Raw genomic sequence first — 26,873 nt, 5'->3', positions numbered from 1 at the left:
TGGGATATGCTTTACTCATGTTGCTCTCTCGGTGCTGTCTACTATCTATTCACAGCGTATACCGAGAGAGCTTTTTTACAATCTGTCCGACTTTTCAAACATCCTCTAATCTTGAAAGTGGAATTCCTACTGTGAGAAATAAAAATGCAGGTCATGGTCAAGGTTCTCAGTCCATTGCTGTTCCACAACACTTTGCTGCTTATCAACTTCATCTAACGGCAAGTACAATTTTATTTTTGCTAGAAGCCGAGAAGGCACTAACTTAATCAACCCAGGTTGGAAAAGTCGGGAAAAAAGTAGGATTTACAGAATCTTATCCGAAAATATGTTCAGGAGATTGTAGATTAATCTATGTTCTCAAATTTCACTAACCTCTTCGCTACAGAATGGACGCTGAAGCAGCATTAGCATGGTTAGATACCATAATTCCTGCTCAAACCGGGGAACGGTTGAGCGATTTGCAAAAAGTTATTCTTGTGCAGGTTTGGTTGGGTAGAAAATATTTAGATATTGCCTATGCTTACGGTTGTACGGAAGGACACGTTAAGGATGTAGGTTCGCAGTTGTGGAAGTTGCTATCGCGAGTCCTGCGACAGAAGATTACTAAAAGTAATTGTCGCGCTACTTTAGAACGGGTTATCAGAAAAACTGCGGCTATCTCTGGTCTAATTGATTACCCAAAAATACCTCAAGTTTCCCCACATCAACTAGAGGATAGCAATTTTTTGGGTAGAGAAGAAGCGATCGCACACCTCAATACTTTGGTCAATCAGGGATCGAAAGTAATTGTCATCCAAGGCGAAGGCGGTTTAGGGAAAACTACTCTCGCACAGCAATATCTACAAACTCAAGGTTTTGAGTTGGTTTTGGAATTGTTGATGGCGAAAGAAACTCACAACATCACCTCAGCGCAACGGGTGATAGAAGAATGGCTCAAACAAGACTTTGGTGAGGAACCGGGGGTAGAATTTGGGGTAACTTTGGGACGACTCAAGCGCCTACTCCATCATCGGCGGATTGGGGTATTAATTGATAATCTGGAACCGGCTTTAGATCAACAAGGAAGGTTAATTGCTCCCCACCGTAATTATTTAGAACTGTTGCGGATTTTGGCTGATGTTAGGGTAAAGTCTGTCACGCTAATTACTAGTCGCGATCGCCTATGTGAACCAGAACTGAATGTACATCATTATCGCCTTCCTGGTTTAGATAGAAGCGCATGGCTAAAGTTTTTTAGTATCCGGGGTTTAACTATTAACCTTCCGACTTTGCAACAAATACATCATACCTACGGCGGTAATGCTAAAGCGATGGGTATTCTCTGCGGTGCAATACAAGCGGATTTTGGCGGTGATATGGCGCTATATTGGCAACAAAATCATGGCGATCCTTTAGCCGCAACGGATTTAAAAAATTTAGCCGTGAGTCAAATTAACCGCCTACAATCTCTCGATCCTCAAGGGTATCGTCTGCTTTGCCGTTTGGGTTGCTATCGTTATCAAGATATACCGACTATTCCAGCATCAGGAGTATTTTGTTTATTATGGGATGTTCCCCCGGCTGAACATCGGCAGATTATAGCTTCTTTGAGAAATCGCTCCTTAGTAGAATGCGATCGCGGTGAATATTGGCTGCATCCGGTAATTCAAGCTGAAGCGATCGCGCGTTTACGCATGAGTGATGAATGGCAAATTACTAACCACAAAGCCGCAGAATTTTGGACAGCTAGCGTTACCCAAATTGCCACTTTTCAAGATGCTTTACAAGCTCTAGAAGCTTATTATCACTATATAGAAATTAATGAATTTGAGTTAGCGGGTAAAGTTATTCTCCAGAGTCGTCATAATCAATGGCAGCAGTTTTTACCGCTAGGTAGTACCTTATATCGTATGGGTTTAATTCAGCCCATACTCACAGCCATTGAGCGAGTATTAAATCATGTTGAATCTGAACAAAATATTATTGAAATATACAATATTTTAGGTGATTTATATTGGATTGCCGGTAATATTGAGCAGGCGTTAACTTGTCAAGAAAAGACTATAACTTTAGCCAAGCAAGCACTTAAATCACTGGTACCACAGCCAGAAAATAAGCATAAAGTCTACTATCTGCGAATGTTAGAAGTAGATTCCCTTTTAAGTATTGGTCTTTATAAAATAGATTTGTGGGAATTAGAAACGGCTGGAGAGTTATTTCAACAAGTAATTTACCTAGCTCAAAATACTGCACATCATCGCTGGGCAGAAAAAGCTTCTTTATGTTTAGGGTTAGTTAATTCCTATTTAGGATTGTTTGATGCTGCCAAGGATTTAGCAAATGCAGCATATGAAAATATGAAAAATGAAAAACTGCTAGATAATGGCAGCTTTGCTTATTTTATGCAAATTTTGGGACAAACTTATGTGAATTTAGGCGACTTTTCTAAAGCTACGCAAATGTTTCATCAAGTATTGACTTTTGCAGAAGCAAGTCATTACATGCAGGTAAAAGCTAAAACATTAAACGGGCTAGCAGAAATTTATCGCCAGCAAGCAGATTATCAATTAGCTTTGGAGCATCATACAGAAGCTATCAAGCTTTTTGATAAAATAGGCGCTAAATGTGACTTAGCAGAAGCTTATTTTCAATTGGGCTTGACTGATCAAAAATTAGCTAAAGATAGTGCTAGTCAAATTTATTTTCAGCAAGCAATTCAGTTATTCACAGAAATCAATGCTCCAAAACAAGTTGCCAAAATCTTGATAACTGCTAATGGTGTCAACAGAGTAAGTAATTTGTTTTGACATACTCCCCACCCTTGAAGGGCGGGGATTCTGGGGTCAAACAGTAATTGCAGGCGTAGCCCGACTTACATCACCTAACCCAATGGTTGATGCCCCAACCATTTGAATATTACGTGCGGCGTTTTCGTCTCTACCGTTAACTGAATGACAGGAAGGACAGCGCCACCCCCTGACCGACAAATCCAGGCTTTCTAAGATATGACCGCAATTTGAGCAAGTTTTACTACTGGGACACCACTGGTCGATAAAAACAACTAATTTGTTCTTCTTTTTGGCAACCCATTCTAGGTATGCCATGAACTCACCAAAAGCTAAGTCTGATATTTTTCTACCCCAAAGTCGCTGCATCCCCTTGAGGTTTAGAGTCTCGAAGCAGAGGACATCAAACTTATTGGTTAATTCATGGGCTAGCTTCCAAAACCAGTCCCGTCGACGATGGGAAATATCCTCATATTTGCGTACCAGGTTCTTTCTTGTTCTTTCCCTGTTTGATGAGCCTTTAAGCTTTTTGGAATGCTGCTTACTTGCTTTTTTGATAGTATTTAGGGATTGCTTAAAAAATTGGGGCGACTCAATTTTAGTGCCATCTGAGCAGGTGAGGAATGTTTTTAACCCAAAGTCAAAGCCAGCGATTCTACCCGTCTTAACTTCAACTTCTGAGTTATGACCATCGTCAACCACAATAACCATAAATAATTCACCTAATGGGGTGCGTTTAATAGTTAAAGTTTTGACTGTCCCCTCAATTTCTCTCGATTTCCAAAATTGATAAACTCGGCTACCAATTTTTACTCGGTTTCCGCCTAAAAACTTATAACCTGCTTGCTTAAGAGTGAATGATTTGTACTTTTTAACCTTTTTAAATCCTGGCGGACGAACCCCCTTCTTATTGTGTTTAAAAAATAATTGGTAGGCTTTCTCAATGCGTTGACAAATGTCTTGTACTGCTTGAGAACCTACTGATTGCCAGAAAAAATTACGCTTTCTCAATTTGGCGATATGAGACTGAAGTGTTGCACAATTTAACTGCTTGCCAAACATCCGGTAGTACCGTTTATGTAGGGCAATGCAATGGTTATAAATCACACCTGCGGTGTTAATCGTGCGCTTAAGGTGTCTATTTCTTTTGTGTGCGTATAGTTTAAACTTCAGTGTCTTCATGTTAGTATTCTACCATGAACCAACGGCAATATGACGGCATGAAGAAATTAACAATTAGATGCTCCGAGGAAGAATATCAGGTGCTTGTAGAATATTGTGCACAAACAAATAGAACCCAGAATGATGTACTCAGGGAGTTAATTCGTAAGTTAAATAAAAGCCGTCCTAGAAGGACGGGGCTTTAGACCCAGTTTCTTGGTAAATAATTATTGTTGGGCTAGGGCGTGTTTTCAAACTCCAAAAGTAGGTTGCTTGAGGTGAAAGCAACCCAACGAAGCGACGTAAATGTTGGGTTTCGTCCCTCAACCCAACCTACATTAAAGTCTAATTTAGGGTTTGCAAACAGTCCCTAGGGTAGGGAGAAAAGAGTTTGAGCTTCACTCCTAACCCCTCGCTTACCCAATAAACCGCAGTCACCCTGGAAGGGTGCGGCTAATTGAACATGAGCTTACCTACGTGGGCTAAGAAAATTTAGCCCACGCAGGTGGGCTTTGTAACGTTAGCCCCAGGCTTACAGCCTATGGGCGATCTGTTAGGTAAGCCAGAGAACTTAAGTTGACACCAATGGCTAACCCCGCCCCTATAATTTGGCATAATTTATTTTTTGGAGTTTCCCTGAGGCAAACTTCATCCCCTCGTGGGTAGAGTTTTTGGGTATGTGGACAAATTTACCAATATTTAATATGCTCAAGCCAAGGGGACATTCGCTCAACTTAGGATGAAAACCCTACCGGGACTGGATTTGGAATCAAATCGCCTACCATCAAGATCCACATTACCCTACCCCAGTTGTGTCTAAAGCCAAAACTTCTCCTTCCCCGGTTACCAAGCTCTAAAGCCTCGTCCTTATAGATTGTCTAGGATCTGATGCGATCGCTAAGTAAAAATTTATTGACAATAAATACTATTATCTTTGACTGAGATTGATTTCAAAGACACGATCGTGTAATAATCATCCTGAGAATAGTTAGCAATAAAGTACATTGCATGTAAAAAGTAAATAATTATACTTACAAACAAAAGTAATGGTGAAAACTTTACTAGCATTGCTGTGATTTTCATCATTGAAAATACAATTTCAAATAGGAAACTGCGATTTTACTGATACTAAATTGTATTAATAAAAACGTAACCTATAGTGATAATCAAAAATATATTTCATCTATTTTTCATAAGTAGATGAAAATGGTTGATGGGTGCAAATATCACCATCGACCTATCAAATTGATCGATACCTGGAAACAATCAACAATTGCCGCCGCAATTGGTAAGAAGCTAAAAGTCAACAATGAAGCCATATAAATTATTTCAAAGCTTGTTGCCCAAAAGTACCATACCTTTAGCAGTTAGCTTTGCTAGTCTCGCCTGTTTACTCTCTACTCCGGCAACAGCTGAGGAATTGGGAAAGGATGAAATTACTAAAAATCTTTCTCAACTGAGCGATATTGAAAGTCCGGGGACAAATGCCAGTCATTTAGTACAGCTACCCACTCAAGGGAATACTACTGTCATCATTACAGGAGTAAAAGCCAAGGCCACCGAAAAAGGGGTGGAAGTAATTTTAGAAACCAATCAAGGGGAGCAACTGCAAGTTAACAATCGCAGTACGGGTAATAATTTTATTGCAGATATTACTGGTGGGCAGTTAAAGTTGCCTAATGGTGATAGTTTCACCTATCGTTCAGAAAACCCAGTATCGGGAATTACTGAGATAACAGTTGCGAATAGTGACGCAAACACTGTGCGTTTAACGGTGGTAGGTGAGAAATCTTTACCTGTGGTTGAGTTATTTGATGATAATGCAGGGTTAATTTTTGAAGTAGCTTCAGCAACAACAGCCGCACAAGCTCCAGAAACACCACAAACACCTCAAACGCCACAAACACAGGAACCACCAGCAATTCAGACAACTCCAGAACAACCCGCAGCGCAGCAGGATGAGCCGATTGAATTGGTGGTGACGGGGGAGGAAGACGGATATCGGGTACCGAGTGCAAGCACTGCGACGAAAACTGATACACCTTTGCGCGATATTCCGGGTTCAATTCAAGTAATCCCGCGTCGAATTTTAGAAGATCAAAAGACGACGCGCATACAAGAAGCCTTAGAGAATATCAGTGGTGTACGCAAAGAGGGTAACTATGGGGGTACAGATGCTGGTGGCTATAATATTCGTGGCTTTGGTCAGGATGGAAATTTTCGCAATGGATTTTCTGACAATGACTTTTACTCTTCGGTAGATACAGCAAATATCGATCGCATTGAAGTTCTCAAAGGGCCGGCTTCTGTTCTATTTGGTCAGTCTGAACCGGGAGGAATTATAAATGTAGTGACAAAACAACCTCTGAGTAGTCCATATTATTCAGCTGAATTTAATGTTGGTAATTATGCCTTTTATCGCTCCAGCGTTGACTTATCAGGGCCTGTTAGCGATGATGGTTCGCTGTTGTATCGGTTGAACGTAGCTTATCAAAATTCTGGCAGTTTTCGAGACTATAACTTTCTAGAACGTACATTTATTGCCCCTGTCTTTACCTGGAATATTAGCGATCGCACTACCTTAAGTCTTGACTTGGAATACCAAGACAATGATTATCTGTTTGATCGCGGGATTCCTTCAATTGGCGATCGCCCTGCGCCTGTCCCTATTAGTCGCTTTATTGGTTTACCTCACGTTTATAACGATAGTAATCTTCGGGTTGGCTATAGACTAGAGCATAAATTTAGCAATGATTGGCAAATACGTAATGCATTTTCCTTTGTCTCTGGTAAATCATCTGGTACTTCTGCTATTGGTGGCTATGATCTAGTTGATGACCGGTTTGCACCAATCTATGTGAGTCGTGAGGAATTCAAACGAGACATCTATACCCTACAAACAGAATTAGTTGGACGGTTTACAACAGGCTCGATTGTCCATCAACCTTTAATTGGGGTGGAATTAAGACGAAATGTCTGGAAATATACTTCATTCGAGGTAGCAGATCCCATACTGCTAGATATTTTTAATCCCAATTATGATGTGGAACTCCCGGCTACACCTGATGAAAGCACCACTGCTTACACAACTCAAAGAGATACTCTAGGGATTTATATCCAGGATCAAATTACTTTTGCAGATAATCTCAAAGTCTTGGTTGGTGGGCGCTTTGATGCCTTCCAACGAAAAGAAGAAGATTTTATCGCACAAACAACGAATGAAGAATCCCTCACAGCTTTTAGTCCTCGTGTTGGGATTGTTTACCAGCCAATTAAACCGATTTCCCTCTACGCCAGTTACACTCAATCGTTTCAACCTGATAGATTTTTCAGTCGTTCAGCAGCAACAAACGAACCTTTTAAACCAACACAAGGAACACAATATGAAGTAGGTATCAAAGCAGATATTAGTGAAAAACTTTCGGCTACCCTAGCCGCCTTCGAGATTACCAAAACCAACGTGATCACCTCCGATCCCAACGATCCCGATCTCTCCATCCAGGTGGGAGAACAGAAAAGCAGAGGTATTGAATTCGATATTGGCGGCGAAATTCTCCCTGGTTGGAATATCATTGCCTCCTACACTTATACCGATGCAATTACCTCGAAAGATAACAGTATTGTTGTGGGTAATCGCTTAATTAATGTTCCTGAACACGCGGCTAGTTTTTGGACAACCTATGAACTGCAAAGCGGTGATTTAAAAGGTTTAGGCTTTGGTTTAGGACTTTATTATGTGGGCGATAGATACGCCGATTTGGACAATACCAGCGTTTTACCTAGCTATTTCCGCACAGACTCAGCCATTTATTACAAACAGGATAATTGGAAGTTAGCACTGAATTTCCGCAATCTTTTCAACGAGACTTATTATGAGACGGCGCAAAGCAGAAATACCATCTATCCTGGCGCACCTTTTACTGTTATCGGCTCGTTTTCAATTCAGTTCTAGATTAAGAAAGGCAGGAGGCAGAGGGAATAAAATATATTTTTGCCATGTATTACCTTGTTTTCCAGCAGTTTTTAGCCCCTAAATTTACTTATGGGTTTGCCATAAAAGCCTTTTGATTGCTCATCTTGATTTTTGGGGAATCCACAATTATGTTTTTGGAAACTTGCTGCAAAGCGATCGCTATTTTATATAAATACATGGCCTTGGTTTTGTTGACAGCTATTTTCATTACAGCTTGTCATAGTGGAAGTCCGCAAAACCTCAAGCTAGAAAATGGGCGATCGCTATCTGCTGATTGTCGCATTGTGGAACATGCAGCCGGAAAAACCAAGATTTGCGGGAAGCCTGAAAAAATCGCGGTTCTCGATCCAAAGATGCTGAGTCTGATGTTAGCGCTGGATGTCCAACCTGCGGCTTACGCTGATGCTTTTTTAGTGCGATCGCGCCAATTTGACAACCCTAGCCAACAGATTCCCTACCTGGGTAAATTTGTCACTAGTCAGCCGATTAATTTAGGCGATCGCTCTAGCCCTTCTTTGGAAACTCTGACTCTGATGAAACCCGATTTAATTTTGGGCTTAAATTATCAGGACAATCAATTATTATCGGCGATCGCACCGACTGTTTTTATAGATAGCGAGCAAAACTGGCAGGACAATATTAAAATTGTCGCCAAAGCACTAAATACTCAGAAAAATATTTCCCCAATCATTACTTCCCAACAGCAACAAATAGCTCAAGTTCGGACTCAATTAGCCCAACTCGCCAGCACTCATCCGCGAGTGCTAAATATTGCTTGTAGCCTCTCGATGAATTACATAGAGGTGATATCCCAAGGAAATACAAATGAACTTCTGAAAAAAATAGGTTTTCAGCCTGTATTTCTTGCCGATTTAGTCCAAAAACTAGGGTTAAGACCGCAAATTAATCTAGAAACCCTTGGTCAAATAGATGCAGATATTATCCTTATTAATACCTGGCTAGATAATTGGAATGGTGAATCTAATTATACAGTTCCTTTCCTTGAACTAAAGCAAAAATGGGCTGAAAGTCCCATCTTACACAATTCAAAAGCATGGAAAGAAGGAAAAGTTTACTTTGTAGACTACACCCTTTGGAGCGACGTAATCGGCGCACCTATAGCGAATTCTTTGATATTAAAACAATTGCCTTCTCTATTACTGTCACATACATAAACCCATGAATAAATATACGCTATTCGTTTGCGAATCCTGTAACCATTCCTCAACAGAATTAGCAGAAAATCAGCCTAATGACGGTAATATTTTACTTGACAAAATTACCGCTTTATCTGCTGAAAAATTCGCTCTCGAAGAATTAAAAATTCAGCCTGTAGAATGTTTGTGGAATTGTCGTGGTTGTGTTGTTGCTATTGCTCACCCAGATAAACCGACATATATGCTAATCAATTTACCTGCTGATGAAGAAAATGCTTCTGCATTATTAGAATTTACAAAAATGTATATTAACGATCCTCTGGGAGGAGTTAACTGGGATGAGCTTCCGCAAGAGTTAGACTCTGCATTTTCTGGCTGTATTCCTTCGGTAATTAATCAAGAAATTCTTGAGTCTTGACTATAGATCAATACCGTTCAGTTAGCGTCAAAAACCTTAAACCGCGTAGGTTGGGTTGAACGAAGTGAAACCCAACAAATCGCCGAAAATGTTGGGTTTCGTTCCTCAACCCAACCTACGTTTATCCTTAACTGAACCGTATTGGATTATAGGTAAGCTTTTCTGCTTTTAAGTTGCACAATCTATCGTGAGGGCTGTTGACAGTTAACAGTTAACCGTTAACAGTCAACAGACAAGTTAAATGACACAATCACCAAATCCCAGCAATATGGGTAATTTTTTGACGATCTGGGTAGGTAAATTGGTTTCTACCATTGGTAGTAATATGAGTAACTTTGCGATCGCAATTTGGGCTTGGGAAATTACAGGTAAAGCTACAACTCTCACCCTTGTTGGCTTTTTTAGCTTGTTACCAGGAATTGCGATCGCTGCTATTAGTGGTGTAATTATAGACCGCTTTAATCGTAAATTACTGATGATGGTGGGCGACACAGTTGCAGTGCTAACGACGATAACGATGATGCTACTGTATCTCACAAATCACCTAGAAATCTGGCATTTGTATATAGCTAGTGCTTTAGTTGGGACATTTAACCAGTTTCAATCTTTAGCTTATTCCGCAACAGTATCGTTATTAGTCCCCAAGCAACATTATACCCGTGCTAGCAGTCTCGAATTTTTGTCAAGTTATGGAAGTAATATTGTTGCTCCCGCTTTAGCGGGATATCTTTATCAAGTTATAGGTTTATTAGGAATTTGGCTGATTGATATTTCTACTTTTGCGATCGCCATGACTAGTTTACTATTGACTCGCATTCCTCAACTATCCCCAACCGATGCAGATGAAACTCCCACCAAGATTTGGCAAAATTTAGGCTTTGGTTTTCGCTACATTCTGGAACGCAAAAGCTTAATCGCGCTTTTAATCGTCACATCTGTGTTTTGGTTTGCCCATGACGTTGGGGATTCTCTCTATACACCGATGATTTTAGCTCGAACCGATAATAATACCGTGATTTTGGGCAGTTTAGCGGCTGCGGCTGGTTTTGGCGGTGTGACTGGAGCCATCATTATTAGTACCTGGGGTGGTTTTAAAAAGAAAATCAACGGTGTTTTATTGGGAATGATTGGCGCAGGATTGAGCAAAATTATCTTTGGTTTGGCTCGAACGCCTTGGATTTGGATACCTACGCAGTTTTGTTCTTCTTTCAATTTCCCGTTCAACGGTAGCTCAGAGAGCGCCATTTGGTTAGCTAAAGTTGCTCCTAATATTCAAGGAAGGGTATTTGCTGCCTATACATTAATTTTACAATCTGGGTCAGCAGTAGCTCATTTAATTGCCGGGCCTCTAGCAGATAAAATATTTGCTCCTGCATTAACCGCAAGTAATAGTCGTGCTGGAACTCTGACAACAATATTTGGTACGGGAGCAGGTGCGGGGATAGCCCTACTTTATGTCATCTGTGCTGTATGTATGCTAGTGATTGGGTGTGCTGGATTTTATATTCGCCAATTGCGGGATATTGAGAGAATTTTGCCCGATCATGATACTGAATATGCGCAGATTTTGGGTGAAAAATAGAAATTTCGCGATCGCTTCTTGTCAAACCCGAATACAACATTAATGAGTCGCAATTATAATTTGCGTCAAATATAATACATTGCTTAGATTTAGTATATGTATATCCTATTTCACTAAATTTAATTCATAACATCTACTAATGTATTAGCTATTGCTTCAATGTATTAATTCTCGGTAAAGTAATTTCAGCTTATTAAAAATAACTCTCAATAATAATGAGAACAACTTGCATAGAGAAGCTTCACTACCTTAACTGTCGCCAAATCGGTAGTTAGCTCAACCAATAATGGGCATTGGGCATTGGGCATTGGGCATAGAAAGATTGATTTTTATGGAGTCTCTTGCAAAAATCTTTATTCTCACTTTCTTCTCTGCGCCTTTGCGCCTCTGCGTGAGACAAACCCACCAATAAGCAACGCCAGACAAAGTATGGACTGACGCATTGCCAAAAAGCTTTATTTATTGAACCGCCAAGACGCCAAGAACGCCAAGAATTACTAGATTGTGCGTAAGTCATAAAAGTATGGAAATTCCTAGCCTCTAGCCCCTAACCCCTAGCATCTAACCCCTAATAAACATGAGTAAATACGATCGTTCCTCTGTTCAAAGCCAACCTAACTGTTCTACTGTTGTAGAACTATTAGGTTTGAGAAGTTCTACACAACCAAATCGAGATGCTTTTACATTTCTGTTAGATGGGGAAACAGAACAAGCAACCCTCAGCTATCAAGAATTAGATCGGCTAGCGCGTAGAGTTGCGGCTCGGTTACAAGGGTTAGGCTTAACAGGCGAACGGGCTTTACTGCTGTATCCGGCGGGATTAGATTTTTTAATTGCCTTTTTTGGATGCTTATATGCAGGAGTTGTGGCGGTAACTGCATATCCTCCGCGAAATCAACGCAATACACCCAGAATCACAGCAATAGCTAATGATGCTCAAGCTGCGATCGCACTGACAACAAGAGAACTTTTCTCAACAGTCCAGTCTCTAATGACAGCAAAGACTGATAGTAAATCATTGCAATGGCTAACTACAGATAATCTGACGGAGGGTTTAGAAGATAATTGGCAAAAACCACATATTGATAGAGATACCCTCGCTTTTCTGCAATATACTTCTGGTTCTACAGGTACGCCCAAGGGTGTGATGATTAGTCATGGTAACCTGCTGCACAATGCTCAGACAACTTGTCAATTTATGGAGCATTCCGCAGATAGTAAATTTGTGACCTGGTTGCCTATGTATCATGACATGGGTCTCATTGGTGGGATATTGCAACCTTTATATGGGGGTTTTCCTTGCATTATTATGGCTCCTGCTGCCTTTCTCCAACGTCCATATCGTTGGTTGCAAGCAATTTCCCAATATCAAGGGACAACCAGTGGCGGCCCCAATTTTGCCTATGATTTATGCGTCCAGAAAATCACTCCCGAACAAAAAGCAACTCTTGACTTGAGTAGTTGGAATGTAGCATTTAATGGTGCGGAACCTATTCGTTACGATACCTTACAACGTTTTGCAGAGGCGTTTGCAGAATGTGGTTTCCGGAAAGAGGCTTTTTATCCATGTTACGGGATGGCGGAAACTACCCTGATGGTGTCAGGTGTAGATAAGGCTACCGCACCATTAGTAAAAACAATTAATAAATCTGCATTAGAATGTAATCGCTTCGTCGAAGCATCTGTTGCAGATGAGAATATATCTCAATTTATTAGTTGTGGTCGAGTTATCCCGCAACAGAAAGTAGTCATTACTAATCCAGAGACGCTGAAGACTTGTCAACCCGATGAAATTGGGGAAATTTGGGTATCTGGTTTGAGTGTAGGGCAAGGTTATTGGGATCGAGAGCAAGAGACAAAAGAGACATTCCAAGCTTATTTAGCAGATACAGGAGAAGGGCCTTTTCTGCGAACGGGAGATTTAGGTTTTTTGCAGGATGGAGAGCTGTTTATTACAGGTAGAGCTAAAGATTTAATTATTATTAGAGGTCGCAATCTTTACCCACAAGATATAGAATTAACCTGCGAACGCAGCCATTCATCCTTACGTGCTGGTGCTAGCGCTGCATTTACAGTTGAAATTGACAATGAAGAAAAGCTAGTCATCGTCCAAGAATTAGAGTTTCGCGCCAAACCGAATTTAGCAGAGGTAGTCAATGCTATTCGTCAAGGGGTGACTGAAGAGCATGAAGTACAAGTTTATGCAGTGGTTTTAATTAAACCGGGAAGTATACCCAAAACTTCTAGTGGTAAAATTCAACGACGGGCAACAAGCTCTCAATTCCAGAATGACGAATTAAATGTAGTTGCTAGTGATATTCTCAAAATTAGCGATACCGCCAAGAGCGAAACTCGTTTACAACGTTCTCAACTGTTGGCACTCTCTCCAAACGAATGTCAAACGACTCTAGAAGCATACATAATTGAACTCTTGGCGAGAGTATTGTCTGTCGCATCAGATGATATCAATCCGCAAGAACCATTAACTACAATGGGACTTGACTCTTTAAAAGTCTTTGAAATCAAGAACCGGATTGAAGTTGATTTAGAAGTAGATATATCTGTAGCATACTTCTTTGAAGGGATGAGCGTGCGATCGCTCATTACAAAGATACTTGCTCAAATGACCATAGATGGATTATCCTCCCTATCCATTACTCAACAACAGAGAAATATATCTAATACGTCTACCTATCCCCTATCTTTTGCTCAACAGGGATTGTGGTTTATTAATCAGCTAACTCCCAATACTCCTACATATAATATTCCTATAGTAATTAACCTCCAAGGTTGTGTTAACTTAACAGTTTTACAGGACAGTCTGAACGAAATTATTAGACGACACGAAGTATTACGCACAAGTTTTACAGTGATAGATGAACAACCCGTTCAAGTCATCAACCAAGCTGTACCTTTAACTTTGGCGGTTGAAGATTTGCGTTCCTTATCAGAAAGCGAGCGCACCCAACAAGCACAACGTTTAGCTATAGAATTTGCACAGCAGCCATTTGATTTGTCCGGTCAATCGCTTTTGCGTAGTAAAATTTTACAATTAGATGATAATTTTTATCAATTATTAGTGACTATACATCATATAATTGCAGACGGTTGGTCTATTGGTATTGTGATTAAAGAACTAGCTGCACTATATGAAGCATTCTCTACAGCCAAACTTTTGCCACTTCCTGAATTAACGGTTCAGTATAGAGATTTTGCCAATTGGCAACGAAAATGGCTTGAAGGCGAACGCACTCAATCATTATTAACTTATTGGAAACAAAAGTTGCAGGGCGAACTGCCTTTACTAAATTTACCAACAGACAGACCGCGATCGCCAATTCAAACTTTCAACGGCGCTCAAGAGAAATTAGTTATTTCTTCAACTCTGACAAAAGAATTAAAGAATTTGAGCCGTCAGCAGGGAGTAACTTTATTTATGACCTTGCTGACAGCATTCAAAATTTTACTATATCGCTATACAGGTCAGACTGATATTGTAGTTGGTTCGCCCATAGCCAATCGTAACAAAGCAGAAATTGAGTCATTAATTGGATTCTTTGTCAATTTTTTAGTACTGCGTACAGACTTTTCTGGCGAACTTAGTTTTAAGCAGTTACTAGCACGAGTGAAGTCAACAGCTTTAGAAGCTTATAGCCATCAAGACTTACCTTTTGAAAAATTAGTAGAAGAACTGAAACCAGAACGCGACCTCAGTTATAATCCTCTGTTCCAAGTTGTATTCGTTCTCCAAAATATTCGTATTCCGACACCACAAGTTGCAGGTATATCTATCAGTTGTAACGAAACTTATAACGGTGCTTCTAAGTTTGATTTGACATTGTTTGTAGAAGAAAGAGAGCAAGAGTTAGTTACAACTATCGAGTACAACTCTGATTTATTTAATGTAGAGACTATCAAACGGATGCTGGGGCATTATGCAACTCTACTAAAAGGTATTATTGCTAAACCTGACTCTAGTATTACAAAAATCTCCTTATTGACCCCAGCAGAGGAATATCAGTTACTAGTTGAATGGAATAATACAAATAAAAATTATTCGGATAATCTTTGTATTCATCATCTGTTTGAGCAGCAGGTGAAAAGAACGCCAAATGCAGTGGCCTTAGTATTTGAAAATCAGCAACTTACATATCGCCAGTTAAACGAGCAAGCAAATCAACTAGCACATTATTTGCAAAACCAAGGTGTCAAGCCGGATGTTATTGTTGGTATTTGCATGGAGCGCTCTGTGGAAATGGTAGTGGCGATATTGGCCATTTTAAAAGCTGGTGGTGCATATTTACCCCTCGACCCAGCGTATCCTCAAGAACGCTTGCAGTTTATGCTGGCAGATGCTCAAGTTCTGTTGCTACTAACTCAACAACATCTGGTTACAGAGCTAACAAATTTAACCTCTTTAGAAACTCAATCCCAAGCTCAGGTTATCTGCTTAGATACCGATTGGCAAACATTAATTGCACATCAAAGTACAGATAATCCCAGTAGCGATGTCAAAGCAGAAAGTCTTGCTTATGTAATTTATACTTCTGGTTCTACAGGAAAACCGAAAGGAGTCATGAATGTTCACCAAGGCTTGAGCAATCGCTTGCTTTGGATGCAAGATGCTTATCAATTAACTGAATCTGACCGGGTTTTACAGAAGACTCCTTTTAGTTTTGATGTCTCAGTTTGGGAATTTTTCTGGACTCTATTTACAGGAGCGCAATTAGTTGTAGCTAAACCGGGAGGTCATCAAGATAGTAGTTATTTAGTGGAACTAATTGCTAGAGAAAAAATTACTACGCTTCACTTTGTTCCTTCAATGCTGCAAGTTTTTCTGGAAGAACCGAGTTTAGAAAAGTGTAGTAGTATCAAACGAGTTATTTGTAGTGGCGAGGCTCTTTCCTTGGAACTTCAAGAGAGATTTTTTGCTCGTCTGAATACAGAACTTCACAATCTGTATGGGCCAACAGAAGCAGCTATTGATGTTACTTTCTGGAATTGCCAACATAACACCAACCGAAAAATTGTTCCTATTGGTAAGCCAATTGCCAATACACAAATGTATATTTTAGATAAATATTTGCAACCTACGCCTATAGGAGTTCCTGGTGAGTTATGTATTGCTGGTGTGGGGCTGGCTAGAGGATATTTAAACCGTCCAGATTTGACGGATGAGAAGTTTATTCCTAATCCATTTGAAAATGGAGAATTCAATAAATTATACAAGACAGGAGATTTAGCACGTTATTGCCCAGATGGAAATATCGAATTTTTGGGACGCATTGACCACCAAGTTAAACTGAGGGGCTTGCGTATCGAGTTGGAAGAAATTGAGACGATTTTAAACCAACATTCTGGGGTGCAAATAGCGACTGTTATCTTGCGGGAGGATGAATTCAAAAATCACTGTCTTGCTGCTTATTTAGTACCAGATGCAAAACAGGCACTAGCTGTACGACGGCTCCTTCAATTTAAAATACAAGGATTATTAAATGACCAGTCTTGGTATGAATTGCCCAATGGTATGGCAATTACCTATCTCAATAAACAGGAAACTGAGTTTTCATATCAAGAAATCTTTGCCGAACAGGTATATTTGAAACATGGTATTACCATTTCAGAGGGAGACTGTATCTTCGATGTCGGCGCAAATATTGGTATGTTCACTCTTTTTATTGGTCAACAATACCCAAATTGTGCTATTTATGCCTTTGAGCCAATTGAACCAGTCTTCGAGGCTTTACGCATTAATACATCGCTATATGGGTTAAATGTAAAACTGTTTAATTGCGGACTTGCAAGTGAGATAAAAACAGAGACATTTACTTACTATCCCCAACTATCACTGATTTCAGGCCGCTTTGTTGATGGAGAAGAGGAACGAGCAGTTGTAAAATCATTTTTGCTAAATCAGCAATCAGTGGCTCAAGATAATACTGCTTTATCAATGGAAATTATTGATGAGTTGCTAGAAGCTCGTTTAACAAGCCAAAAACTCACTTGCCAACTCACAACTATCTCAAACATAATTCGAGAACATCAGCTTGAATGCATTGATTTGCTGAAGGTGGATGTTGAGAAAAGCGAACTAGATGTTTTAGCAGGTATTGATGAAGAAGACTGGTCTAAAATTCGGCAGCTTGTTGTTGAGGTACACGATACAAATGGACGACTAACACAACTAAAAAACCTGCTAGAGCAGCGAGGTTATCACGTAATTGTAGAACAAGACAGGTTGCTATCACAAACATGGCTTTACAACGTCTACGCAGTACGTCCAATTGACAACGAGCAGCAGTCCTCAAATATTTTAGAATCCGAACCAAAATTGACCTGGAGTAGTCCAAAGCAACTCATAGATGATGTACGGCAGAGTTTGAAGAAACAACTGCCTGAGTATATGATGCCATCTACTTTTAAGCTATTGGACGCACTACCCCTCTTACCCAACGGAAAAGTAGATCGTCGTGCATTGGTTGCAACTGATGGCTTTAGTCCAACATTAGCAGCAGCTTACGAACCTCCAAAATCAGAGGTGGAAAGAAATATCGCAGCTGTTTGGCAAGAGGTGCTACATCTAGAGAAAGTTGGTATTAATGATAATTTCTTTGATATAGGCGGACATTCGTTATTAATGGCTCAGGTTAATAACAAACTGCGTGCAATTTTGCAGCGAGATATATCAGTAGTAACCATGTTTCAATATCCGACTATTCGCTCGCTGGCGCAGTATTTAAGTCAGAAAGTAGAGGATGTACCTTCTCTTCAGTCAACACGCGATCGCGCTCAAAAGCAAATTGAGGCTATCAAGCGCCAAAAGCAATTATTGAGCAAACAAGGTAGAAAAAATCATGGTTAGTACTATAGATAATGATGCTCTCGAAGGAATCGCCATAGTTGGGATGTCAGGGCGTTTTCCAGGAGCGAAAAATCTTGCAGAATTTTGGCAGAATTTATCCAATGGAATAGAGTCAATTTCCACCTTCAGCGATGAAGAGATGGTAGCAGAGGGGATGAATCCGGAAGCTATTGGCGATCGCAATTATGTAAAAGCCGGTGCCATATTAGAAGATATCGATTTATTTGACGCGGCATTTTTTAGTTTTAATCATAGAGAAGCAGAGGTTACTGACCCCCAACACCGGATTTTTTTAGAGTGTGCGTGGGAAGCCTTGGAAAATGCTGGCTATGATTCTCATAGATATACAAGTCGGATTGGCATTTATGCTGGTGCTAGCCTGAATAACTATTATTCCGTAGATTTAAACCGCGATCGCCTGGGTTCAGCCCAATGTTATCAAGCAGTAATTGGTAACGATAAAGATTTCCTCACAACTCGTGTTTCTTATAAATTAAATCTCACAGGCCAAAGCATTACAGTCCAAACAGCTTGTTCCACCTCATTAGTTGCAACTACACTTGCTTGCCAAAGTTTGTTGAATTACCAATGCGATATGGCTTTGGCTGGTGGGGTTTCTATTCATGTTCCCCAAAAAGCAGGTTATTTGTACGAACAGGGAGGAACGCTCTCTCCTGATGGTCATTGTCGTGCTTTTGATGCTAAAGCTCAGGGTACAACTATTGGTAATGGTGTAGGAGTTGTGGTTCTCAAGCGATTGAGTGATGCTTTAGCAGATGGCGATCGCATTTATGCTATCATTAAAGGTTCAGCTATCAATAATGATGGTTCTGGTAAAGTTGGCTACACTGCCCCTAGCGTCAATGGTCAAGCAGAGGTGATAGCCGAAGCAATGATGCTTGCAGGTGTTGAACCTGAGACAATTAGCTATATCGAAGCTCATGGTACAGGTACAACTTTGGGCGATCCCATTGAAATCGGCGCACTTTCTCAAGTATTTCGTAGCAGTACCCAGAAAAAAGGCTTTTGTGCGATCGGTTCAGTGAAAACAAATATCGGTCATTTGGATGCCGCCGCCGGCGTTGCTGGACTGATTAAAACTGTTTTGTCTCTGAAACACAAGCAAATACCACCCAGCTTAAATTTTGAGCAACCCAATCCTCAAATTGATTTTGCAAATAGCCCCTTTTTCGTTAATACAAAATTGACAGAATGGAAAACTAATGGTTTTCCTCGCCGTGCCGGTGTGAGTTCTTTGGGTATTGGTGGGACTAATGCTCATGTCATTCTAGAAGAAGCACCAGGAGAAATTCAAAATTCTCTCTTGGAAAGTTCTGATCGGAGGAAACCTCCGCTCAGACTTTCCGCAAAATTCAAAATTCAAAATTCAAAAAATACAAATGAACGTGCTTTACATCTGTTAGTTCTTTCTGCCAAAACCGCATCAGCGGTAGAAACGGCGACAGAAAATTTAGCTAATTACCTGCAACTACATCCCGATGAGAACTTAGCAGATATTGCCTATACCCTACAAGTTGGGCGTGCTGAATTTAATCATCGTCGCCTATTACTTTGTCAAAATATCGAGGATGCAACTAAAGCCTTGCAACTCCGAGATCCCGAAAGAATTGCTACGAGCTTAGTTGAAAATAACGATCGCTCCATCGTCTTCATGTTCCCCGGACAGGGCGCTCAGTATGTAGATATGGGTAAAGAACTTTACCAAACTGAGCCTATCTTTAAGGAGCAGGTAGATTTGTGTTGTCAATTGCTGCAACCTCATTTAGGGTTAGATTTGCGAACAGTTATTTATCCCAATGAATCTGATTCAAAAGCCGCAACCGAAAAGCTGCAACGAACTGCTATCACCCAACCTGCATTATTTGTAGTTGAATATGCCTTAGCTAAGTTATGGATGTCTTGGGGAATTTCCCCTAGTGCGATGATTGGTCATAGTATTGGCGAATATGTCGCAGCTTGTCTTGCTGGTGTATTTTCCCTAGAAGATGCTTTGGCTTTGGTTGCTATACGTGGGCGACTGATGCAACAACTTCCCGCAGGTGCTATGCTCTCAGTTTCGCGATCGCCAGCAGAGATTAAAACTTTACTAAATGAAAATTTATCTTTAGCTGCTAATAATGCTCCTTCTTTATGCGTTGTTTCCGGAACCCATGAAGCTGTAGATGAAATTCATCAAAAACTGACAGCATTAGGTGTAGAATCTCGCCGTCTGCATACTTCCCATGCCTTTCATTCGGCGATGATGGAACCGATTATGGAGCCATTTATCAAGGAAGTTAAACAAGTTAAACTCAATCCTCCCGAAATTCCTTTTATCTCCAACGTTACGGGAACCTGGATAACAGCACAGCAAGCCACAGATCCTAACTACTGGGCAAAACATTTACGACAAACTGTGCAGTTCGCCGCAGGTATCTCTACATTACAGCAAGAGCCAAATCGTATCTTCTTAGAAGTAGGGCCAGGACGCAGCTTGTGTACTTTGGCGAAAAAACATTCAGATGTCGTAGGATTATGTTCGTTACGCCATCCCCAAGAAATACAGTCAGATGTGGCGTTCTTACTGACCGCACTGGGCAAACTTTGGTTATATGGAGTACAGATAGATTGGTCGGGATTTTATGCCAACGAGCGTCGTTATCGTCTTCCCCTACCAACATATCCCTTTGAGCGTCAGCGTTATTGGATTCACGAGCAAAAACCAGCGCCAACTGTTAATGCTAGTACGCAGAAAGCGATCGCCTCTTTACCAGGTAAAAAACCAGACATTGCTAACTGGTTTTACGTCCCATCATGGAAACGCTCTGCATTACCTGCAAAGCCCAAAAGTGCAAATTCGCTTTTGTCTTGTACCCTTGTGTTTACCGATGAGTGCGGTTTGGGTGAGGAATTAGTAAAACGATTGCAACTGCAAGGTCGAAATGCGATCGCTGTTAGCGTTGGCTCAAAGTTGAGAAAAATAAGTAATAGCAAATATACATTAAATCCTCAACAACGAGATGACTATGATGCTTTAGTTAAAGAGCTTTTAGCACAAAACAAATTTCCAAACACAATTGTGCATTTATGGAATGTCACGTCTGTTAGTAACATAGAATTAAATCCAGAGACACTTAGCAAAGCAGAAGATTTAGGATTTTACAGTTTGCTATTTCTCGCTCAATCATTAGGGAAACAGAACCTTAGCAAGCCACTGCAAATAGCTGTCATATCCAACAATATGCAGGAAGTGACTGGAGACGAAATTCTGTGTCCCGAAAAGGCAATTGTGATGGGGCCTGTGAAGGTTATAGCAAAAGAGTATCCAAATATTAATTGTCGCAGTATTGATGTTGTCATTCCCTCAAATCAATCTTGGCAACAAGCAAAACTTATAGACCAGTTGTTAAGCGAACTAGAAATTCAATCTGCTGACTCAGTTATTGCCTATCGAGGAAATCATCGCTGGATACAAGAATTTGAACCTGTTAAATTAGAGCCAAACTCAGGAAAAATACCAAAATTAAAAGAAAAAGGTGTATATTTAATTACTGGTGGCTTGGGAGGTATTGGGCTAGTACTGGCAGAGCATCTGGCAAAGACCGTTCAAGCGAAATTGCTACTTACAGGACGTTCGACATTTCCGACAAAAGACAAATGGTCAGAGTGGCTGAATGCTCATGATGAGCAAGATAGTGTTAGCTGCAAGATTAAAAAACTGCAAGAACTCGAACAATTGGGTGCAGAGATTTTGGTAGCGACTGCTGATGTTACCGACCAAGAACAAATGCATTGGGCGATCGCTCAAGCAGAAGAACATTTTGGTAAGTTCAATGGTGTAATTCACGCCGCAGGCATTCCAGGAGGTGGAGTCATTCAGCTAAAAACGCCAGAAATGACAGCAAATGTTCTGGCACCTAAAGTCAAGGGAACGCTAGTTATTAATAGGATTTTTCAGGACACTCAGCTAGATTTCTTTATCTTATGTTCTTCAATGACTGCTATCCAAGCCGAATTTGGACAGGTAGATTACGCCAGCGCCAACGCTTTTCTTAACGTTTTTGCTCACTATAAGACCAATCGGGATGGTATATTCACCGTAGCTATCAACTGGTCTGCTTGGCAAGAGGTTGGTATGGCTGCTGCTGTAGTCAAGCAATCCACACAGAGCGAGGATATTCGCAAACCTCAAAGTATTACGGATAATAAAGAGAAAGAGAGAGGGTTAGTTGAAAAAAATTCTCTAACTGCTAGAGAAAGCCAAAATACAACAGTACCCGTAGCTTCTAGTTCTAGAAAGTCTAAAAAATCTGTCACACCAGCCCAAGCATATCAACAAAAACTACTTGAGCAAGGGTTATTACCTACTGAGGGGGTAGAAGCGTTCAACCGGATTTTGGCGAATACTTTTTCCCAAGTTCTGGTATCAACCTATGATTTTCGACTCCTTCAAGCCAAGTTGCATCTACTCAATAGCTCATCTATAGCAGAAGCTACAAATAAAGATAACTTTTTGAAACCAACCTATTCAAGACCAGAACTGAGTAGTGCCTATATTGCTCCTAAAAATGAAATCGAGCAAAAAATCTCTGTTATCTGGCAAGAACTTTTGGGGAGCGAACAAGTAGGTATCCACGACAACTTCTTTGAGCTAGGCGGCGATTCACTCCTCATGGTACAGGTACGCAGTAAATTGCAGGCTACCTTAAACTGCGATATCTCAACAGCTGAATTATTTGAATATCCCACCATCAATGCCTTAGCAGAATATTTCAGCCGACAAAATAATGAACAAGCAGCTTTTGAGCAAGCACAAGACCGCGCCAAGAAGCAAGAAGCCGCAATTGCAGAAGAAGCACAGTTAATTAAGCAAAGAAGGAGATTACATGGAAGATAAATTAAAAGGTATAGCTATTATTGGGATGGCTGGCCGATTTCCTGGTGCTAAAAACGTCGCTCAATTTTGGCAAAACTTGTGTGATGGTGTTGAGTCTATTTCCTACTTTAATGATGAAGAGTTATTAGCTTCAGGTGTTGACCCTGCTTATTTGCAAGATCCTCACTATGTAAAAGCTGGGTTTGTGCTAGAAGATATTGAGATGTTTGATGCTGCATTTTTTGGTTTTTCTCCTAGAGAAGCTGAAATTCTCGATCCTCAGCAGCGAATTTTTTTAGAGTGTGCTTGGGAAGCATTAGAAAATGCTGGTTATAATCCGAAATCTGACAATAACTTAACTGGTATATATGCAGGGGGAAATTTAAGCACTTATTTGTTCTACAATCTGGCTTCACACCCCGATCTATTGAAATCGCTAAATCTGCAAGTTACTCTGGGAAATGATAAAGACTTTATCCCTACAAGAGTTGCTTACAAGCTGAATTTAAAAGGGCCTAGCGTGAATGTTGGTACAGCTTGTTCTACGTCCTTAGTCGCTGTTCATTTAGCTTGTCGGGGATTGCTGAGTTACCAATGTGACATGGCACTAGCTGGAGGTATTGCAATTCACCTTCCCCAAGTAGAGGGTTATTTCTATCAAGCTGGAGGAATGGCTTCTTGTGATGCGCACACTCGTGCTTTTGATGCTAAAGCTACTGGCGGCCCTTTTGGTAGAGGCGCAGGTATTGTAGTTCTCAAGAGATTAGAAGATGCTGTCGCCGATGGTGACTATATTTATGGAGTAATTAAAGGTTCAGCGATTAATAATGATGGTGCAGTAAAAGTCAGCTACACAGCTCCAAGTGTCACCGGACAAGCAGAAGTAATTGCCGAAGCTCAAGCGATCGCATCTTTTGAACCTGATACAATTACTTATATTGAAACTCATGGTACAGGTACAGCTCTTGGCGATCCCATTGAAATTCGCGCCTTAGAAAAGGTATTCCGTGCCAAAACTGATAAAAAAAGTTACTGTGCGATTGGTTCAGTTAAACCAAATGTGAGCCATTTAAATACAGCAGCTGGGGTAGCAGGTTTAATGAAAACTGCTCTGGCTCTTAAGTATCAACAAATACCGCCTAGTTTGTATTTTGAAGAACCTAATCCTGAGATAGACTTTGCCAATAGCCCTTTTTACGTAAATACTCAACTGTGTAAATGGGAAACAAATAACACACCCCGCCGTGCTGGAGTCAGTTCTTTTGGTCTTGGGGGGACTAATGCTCATGTTGTTTTGGAAGAAGCACCCTTTTTACAGCAGGGAGCAGGGAGCAGAGAGCAGGGGAGAAACCATGAATTATTGGTACTTTCCGCCAAAACTGAATCGGCTTTAGAGACGGCGACGGTAAATTTAGTGAAGCATCTGCAACAGCATCCAGAATTGAACCTGGCAGATGTAGCTTATACATTACAAGTTGGTCGTCATCCGTTTACCCATCGGCGTGCGGTTGTTTGTCGAGATATTGAAGATGCCATAATTGCTCTCCAGAGTCCCCAAAGAGTCTTGAGGAACAATCAAGAAACAAATCAACGCCCTATCGCCTTTATGTTTACTGGGTTGGGAACTCAGTATATTAATATGGCTGGGGAACTGTATCAATTAGAGCCGACTTTTCGCGAACATCTTGACCGTTGTTTTGCCCTATTTCAACCTCTTTTAGGTGTTGACCTCAAACAAGTTATTTATCCTCCTTCTTCAGCACCCCAAGCAGTCACCAATGAGAAGCCGGGTATTAATTTACGTCAAATGTTGGGGCGCGATACTCAAGCAATCGATCCGGCTACAGAGAAACTTAACCAAACTTATTTGACTCAGCCGGCGTTATTTGCTGTTGAGTATGCTTTAGCTCAATTATGGATGTCTTGGGGAATTCGTCCTGTAGCGATGATTGGTTACAGCATTGGTGAATATGTAGCAGCAACCTTAGCAGGAGTATTATCTTTAGAAGATGCGATCGCTCTGGTGGCTGCTAGGGCGCAAGCGATTCAAAAGTTACCAGGGGGAGCGATGTTAGCGGTTCCCTTAACAGAGCAACAAGTCCAACCTTACTTAAATGAAAACCTTTCGCTGTCAGCAGTTAATGGCGAATTTCAATGTGTAGTGGCGGGAACTACCCAAGCTGTAGAGGAATTATCGCAAAAGTTACGCGCCCAGGGTTTAGCTTGTCGTCAATTGCAAACATCACACGCTTTTCATTCTTACATGATGAGTGCGATCGCTGATTCTTTCACCCAACTAGTACAAACCATCAATCTCCAACCACCGCAAATCCCTTATCTATCCAACGTTACGGGAACCTGGATTACAGCCGAGCAAGCCACAAATCCCGGCTATTGGACACAGCATCTATGTCAACCAGTGCGCTTTGCAGATGGATTACAGCAATTATGGCAACAGCACAGCCCAATTTTATTAGAGGTAGGCGCAGGACAAGCATTAAGCAGCTTGGCAAAGCAATGTTTAGATAATATTGCTGGCGATGATTTGGTGGTGTTATCTTCCCTCCGCTATGCCTACGAGCAACAGTCAGATATTGCTTTTATATTGAATACTTTAGGGCAACTATGGCTAGAGGGAGTCAACATAGATTGGTCGAGATTTCATCACCATGAGCATCGATCTCGCCTTCCCTTACCAACCTATCCCTTTGAGCGACAACGATATTGGATTGAACCACAAAAATTATCATCTGGAGAAATAACGCCTCAAACCAAGTCTACATCAGCGCTTTGGCAATCTCTAGTAGCAGCAGGTAAACGCCAAGCTACTATGGGTGCTGCAAACTTGGACGCGCAAATTTTCCAAGAAAAGAAACAATGGTGCGATCGCCTTTGCATTGCTTATATTCATCTGGCAATATCACAATTAGGAGTTTTTCAAAATCCCGAACGTCAGTATTCTTTAGATGAATTGATTGCAGAATCTCAAATTGTTCCTACCTACAAAGAATTATTAAATCGATGGCTGGAAATATTAGTAGAGCAAGGTAAGTTAAATAAAGCCCAAGAATTGTTTGCCAATTTATCCCCAATTTCCGCAGAATTTGTTAACCAGCTATTACTAGAAGTTAAAGCCAAATGGACAGATACGCCACAACAAATAGAGCTACTACAACTTTATGGTGAAAATATGGTGGCGTTGTTAACTGGAGACAAAGAACCATTAGAGTTTCATGTTTCCACCTTATTTAAAGAAGGAGAATTTTCTGTTCAACAATTACCGCAACAACAGTACTATAACTCCATCATGGGAGTATGCTTAGAACAATTGTTAAAAGCATTACCATCAGATATAAATCTGAGAATTCTAGAAATTGGTGGTGGAACTGGTACAGGGACTGCTGAATTATTACCGATGCTGCCACAAGAGAGAACAAAATATACCTTTACTGATGTAGGAGGGTTTTTTCTCAACGCAGCCAAAAAGAAATTTAGCGATTATCCATTTGTAGAATATGGATTATTAGATATTGAGCGATCGCCACAAGCACAAGGATACTCAAGTTACAGCTTTGATCTTATCGTAGCTTTTCAAGTGCTGCATGTTTCTAAAAATATTGGCGAAACTCTCGAACGACTTCGTTCTTTACTTGCACCTGGCGGTTTACTACTATTTTGGGAAACAACTCAACCCAGGCTAGAATTTGAATTTATAGACGCGCTGCTAATGAATCCAATAGCAGATGCACAAAGCCAGCGTAATATGTGCAATCCCTTTTTATCACAAGAAAAATGGGAACAAGAACTCAAATCTCATGGTTTTGAACAAGTAATAGCATTCTCAGAATTTGCACCTTTTACAGACCATATAATTTTAGCTCAAGCAACTGCCTCAGCCGCATTTACTGAGAAAAATACTATTCCCAAAGCTAATGTATCTACTCAGCATTCCCGACCAAAATTAAAAAATGCTGGTTCTTCATTACTTGTTATGCTAAACTAATAGTCTATGCCCAATTTAACAAGCATCTAATTCTGAAGTTTTCAAAATTTCTAAATCCATATCCAGAACGCTTAAT

11 protein-coding genes are annotated in these 26,873 nt (G+C 40.6%); 9 read left to right on the top strand and 2 right to left on the bottom strand.

Annotated elements, in window-relative coordinates; genetic code table 11:
• Both H6G08_RS37260 and H6G08_RS34685 read left to right on the top strand, forming a co-directional pair.
• On the top strand, positions 1-266 hold a 266-nt coding region (locus H6G08_RS37260; RefSeq protein ID WP_390626951.1), incomplete at its 5' end, for an abortive infection family protein.
• Positions 267-386: 120 nt separating this feature from the next.
• Positions 387-2,786 carry a helix-turn-helix domain-containing protein gene (locus H6G08_RS34685; RefSeq protein ID WP_190551516.1) on the top strand — a complete coding sequence of 800 codons (2,400 nt, stop codon included), beginning with the start codon at positions 387-389 and terminating at the stop codon, positions 2,784-2,786.
• Positions 2,787-2,822: 36 nt separating this feature from the next.
• On the opposite strand, the gene H6G08_RS34680 is transcribed toward H6G08_RS34685, so the two are convergent.
• Positions 2,823-3,947 carry an RNA-guided endonuclease InsQ/TnpB family protein gene (locus tag H6G08_RS34680; protein WP_190551514.1) on the bottom strand — a complete coding sequence of 375 codons (1,125 nt, stop codon included), beginning with the start codon at positions 3,945-3,947 and terminating at the stop codon, positions 2,823-2,825.
• A gap of 1,288 nt (positions 3,948-5,235) precedes the next feature.
• On the opposite strand from H6G08_RS34680, the gene H6G08_RS34675 reads away from it, so the two are divergent.
• From H6G08_RS34675 to H6G08_RS34660, 4 genes are all read left to right on the top strand, one after another.
• Entirely contained in the window at positions 5,236-7,878 is a 2,643-nt protein-coding gene (locus H6G08_RS34675) for a TonB-dependent siderophore receptor (RefSeq protein WP_190551512.1), read from the top strand.
• 149 nt (positions 7,879-8,027) lie between these two features.
• The gene (locus tag H6G08_RS34670; RefSeq protein ID WP_190551510.1) at positions 8,028-9,074 is read left to right on the top strand and encodes an iron-siderophore ABC transporter substrate-binding protein; all 1,047 of its coding nucleotides are present in this window, start codon (positions 8,028-8,030) and stop codon (positions 9,072-9,074) included.
• Positions 9,075-9,078: 4 nt separating this feature from the next.
• A complete protein-coding gene (locus tag H6G08_RS34665; RefSeq protein WP_190551508.1) occupies positions 9,079-9,474 on the top strand; it encodes a DUF1636 family protein in 396 nt (131 codons plus the stop codon).
• 241 nt (positions 9,475-9,715) lie between these two features.
• Entirely contained in the window at positions 9,716-11,056 is a 1,341-nt protein-coding gene (locus H6G08_RS34660; protein ID WP_190551506.1) for an MFS transporter, read from the top strand.
• Positions 11,057-11,327: 271 nt separating this feature from the next.
• On the opposite strand, the gene H6G08_RS34655 is transcribed toward H6G08_RS34660, so the two are convergent.
• Positions 11,328-11,573 (bottom strand): hypothetical protein, encoded by a 246-nt coding sequence (locus H6G08_RS34655; protein WP_190551504.1) that lies wholly within the window; start codon positions 11,571-11,573, stop codon positions 11,328-11,330.
• A gap of 60 nt (positions 11,574-11,633) precedes the next feature.
• Here H6G08_RS34655 and H6G08_RS34650 point away from each other — a divergent pair, with 60 nt between their 5' ends.
• From H6G08_RS34650 to H6G08_RS34630, 3 genes are read left to right on the top strand one after another with little or no spacing between them, the layout of a single operon-like run.
• Positions 11,634-17,918 (top strand): non-ribosomal peptide synthetase, encoded by a 6,285-nt coding sequence (locus H6G08_RS34650; RefSeq protein ID WP_242046405.1) that lies wholly within the window; start codon positions 11,634-11,636, stop codon positions 17,916-17,918.
• Positions 17,911-22,815 carry a type I polyketide synthase gene (locus tag H6G08_RS34635; protein ID WP_190551502.1) on the top strand — a complete coding sequence of 1,635 codons (4,905 nt, stop codon included), beginning with the start codon at positions 17,911-17,913 and terminating at the stop codon, positions 22,813-22,815. Before H6G08_RS34650 ends, H6G08_RS34635 begins: the two co-directional genes overlap by 8 nt.
• On the top strand, positions 22,805-26,797 hold the full coding sequence (locus H6G08_RS34630) for a type I polyketide synthase (protein WP_190551499.1): 3,993 nt from the start codon (positions 22,805-22,807) through the stop codon (positions 26,795-26,797). The genes H6G08_RS34635 and H6G08_RS34630 overlap by 11 nt, the downstream gene beginning before the upstream one ends.
• Positions 26,798-26,873 lie beyond the last annotated feature (76 nt).

This window comes from Calothrix anomala FACHB-343, from assembly GCF_014696435.1.
Classification (GTDB): domain Bacteria; phylum Cyanobacteriota; class Cyanobacteriia; order Cyanobacteriales; family Nostocaceae; genus Aulosira; species Aulosira anomala_A.
Note: the sequence above shows the minus strand (reverse complement) of the source record. Positions and strands in the feature narration are given on the sequence as shown.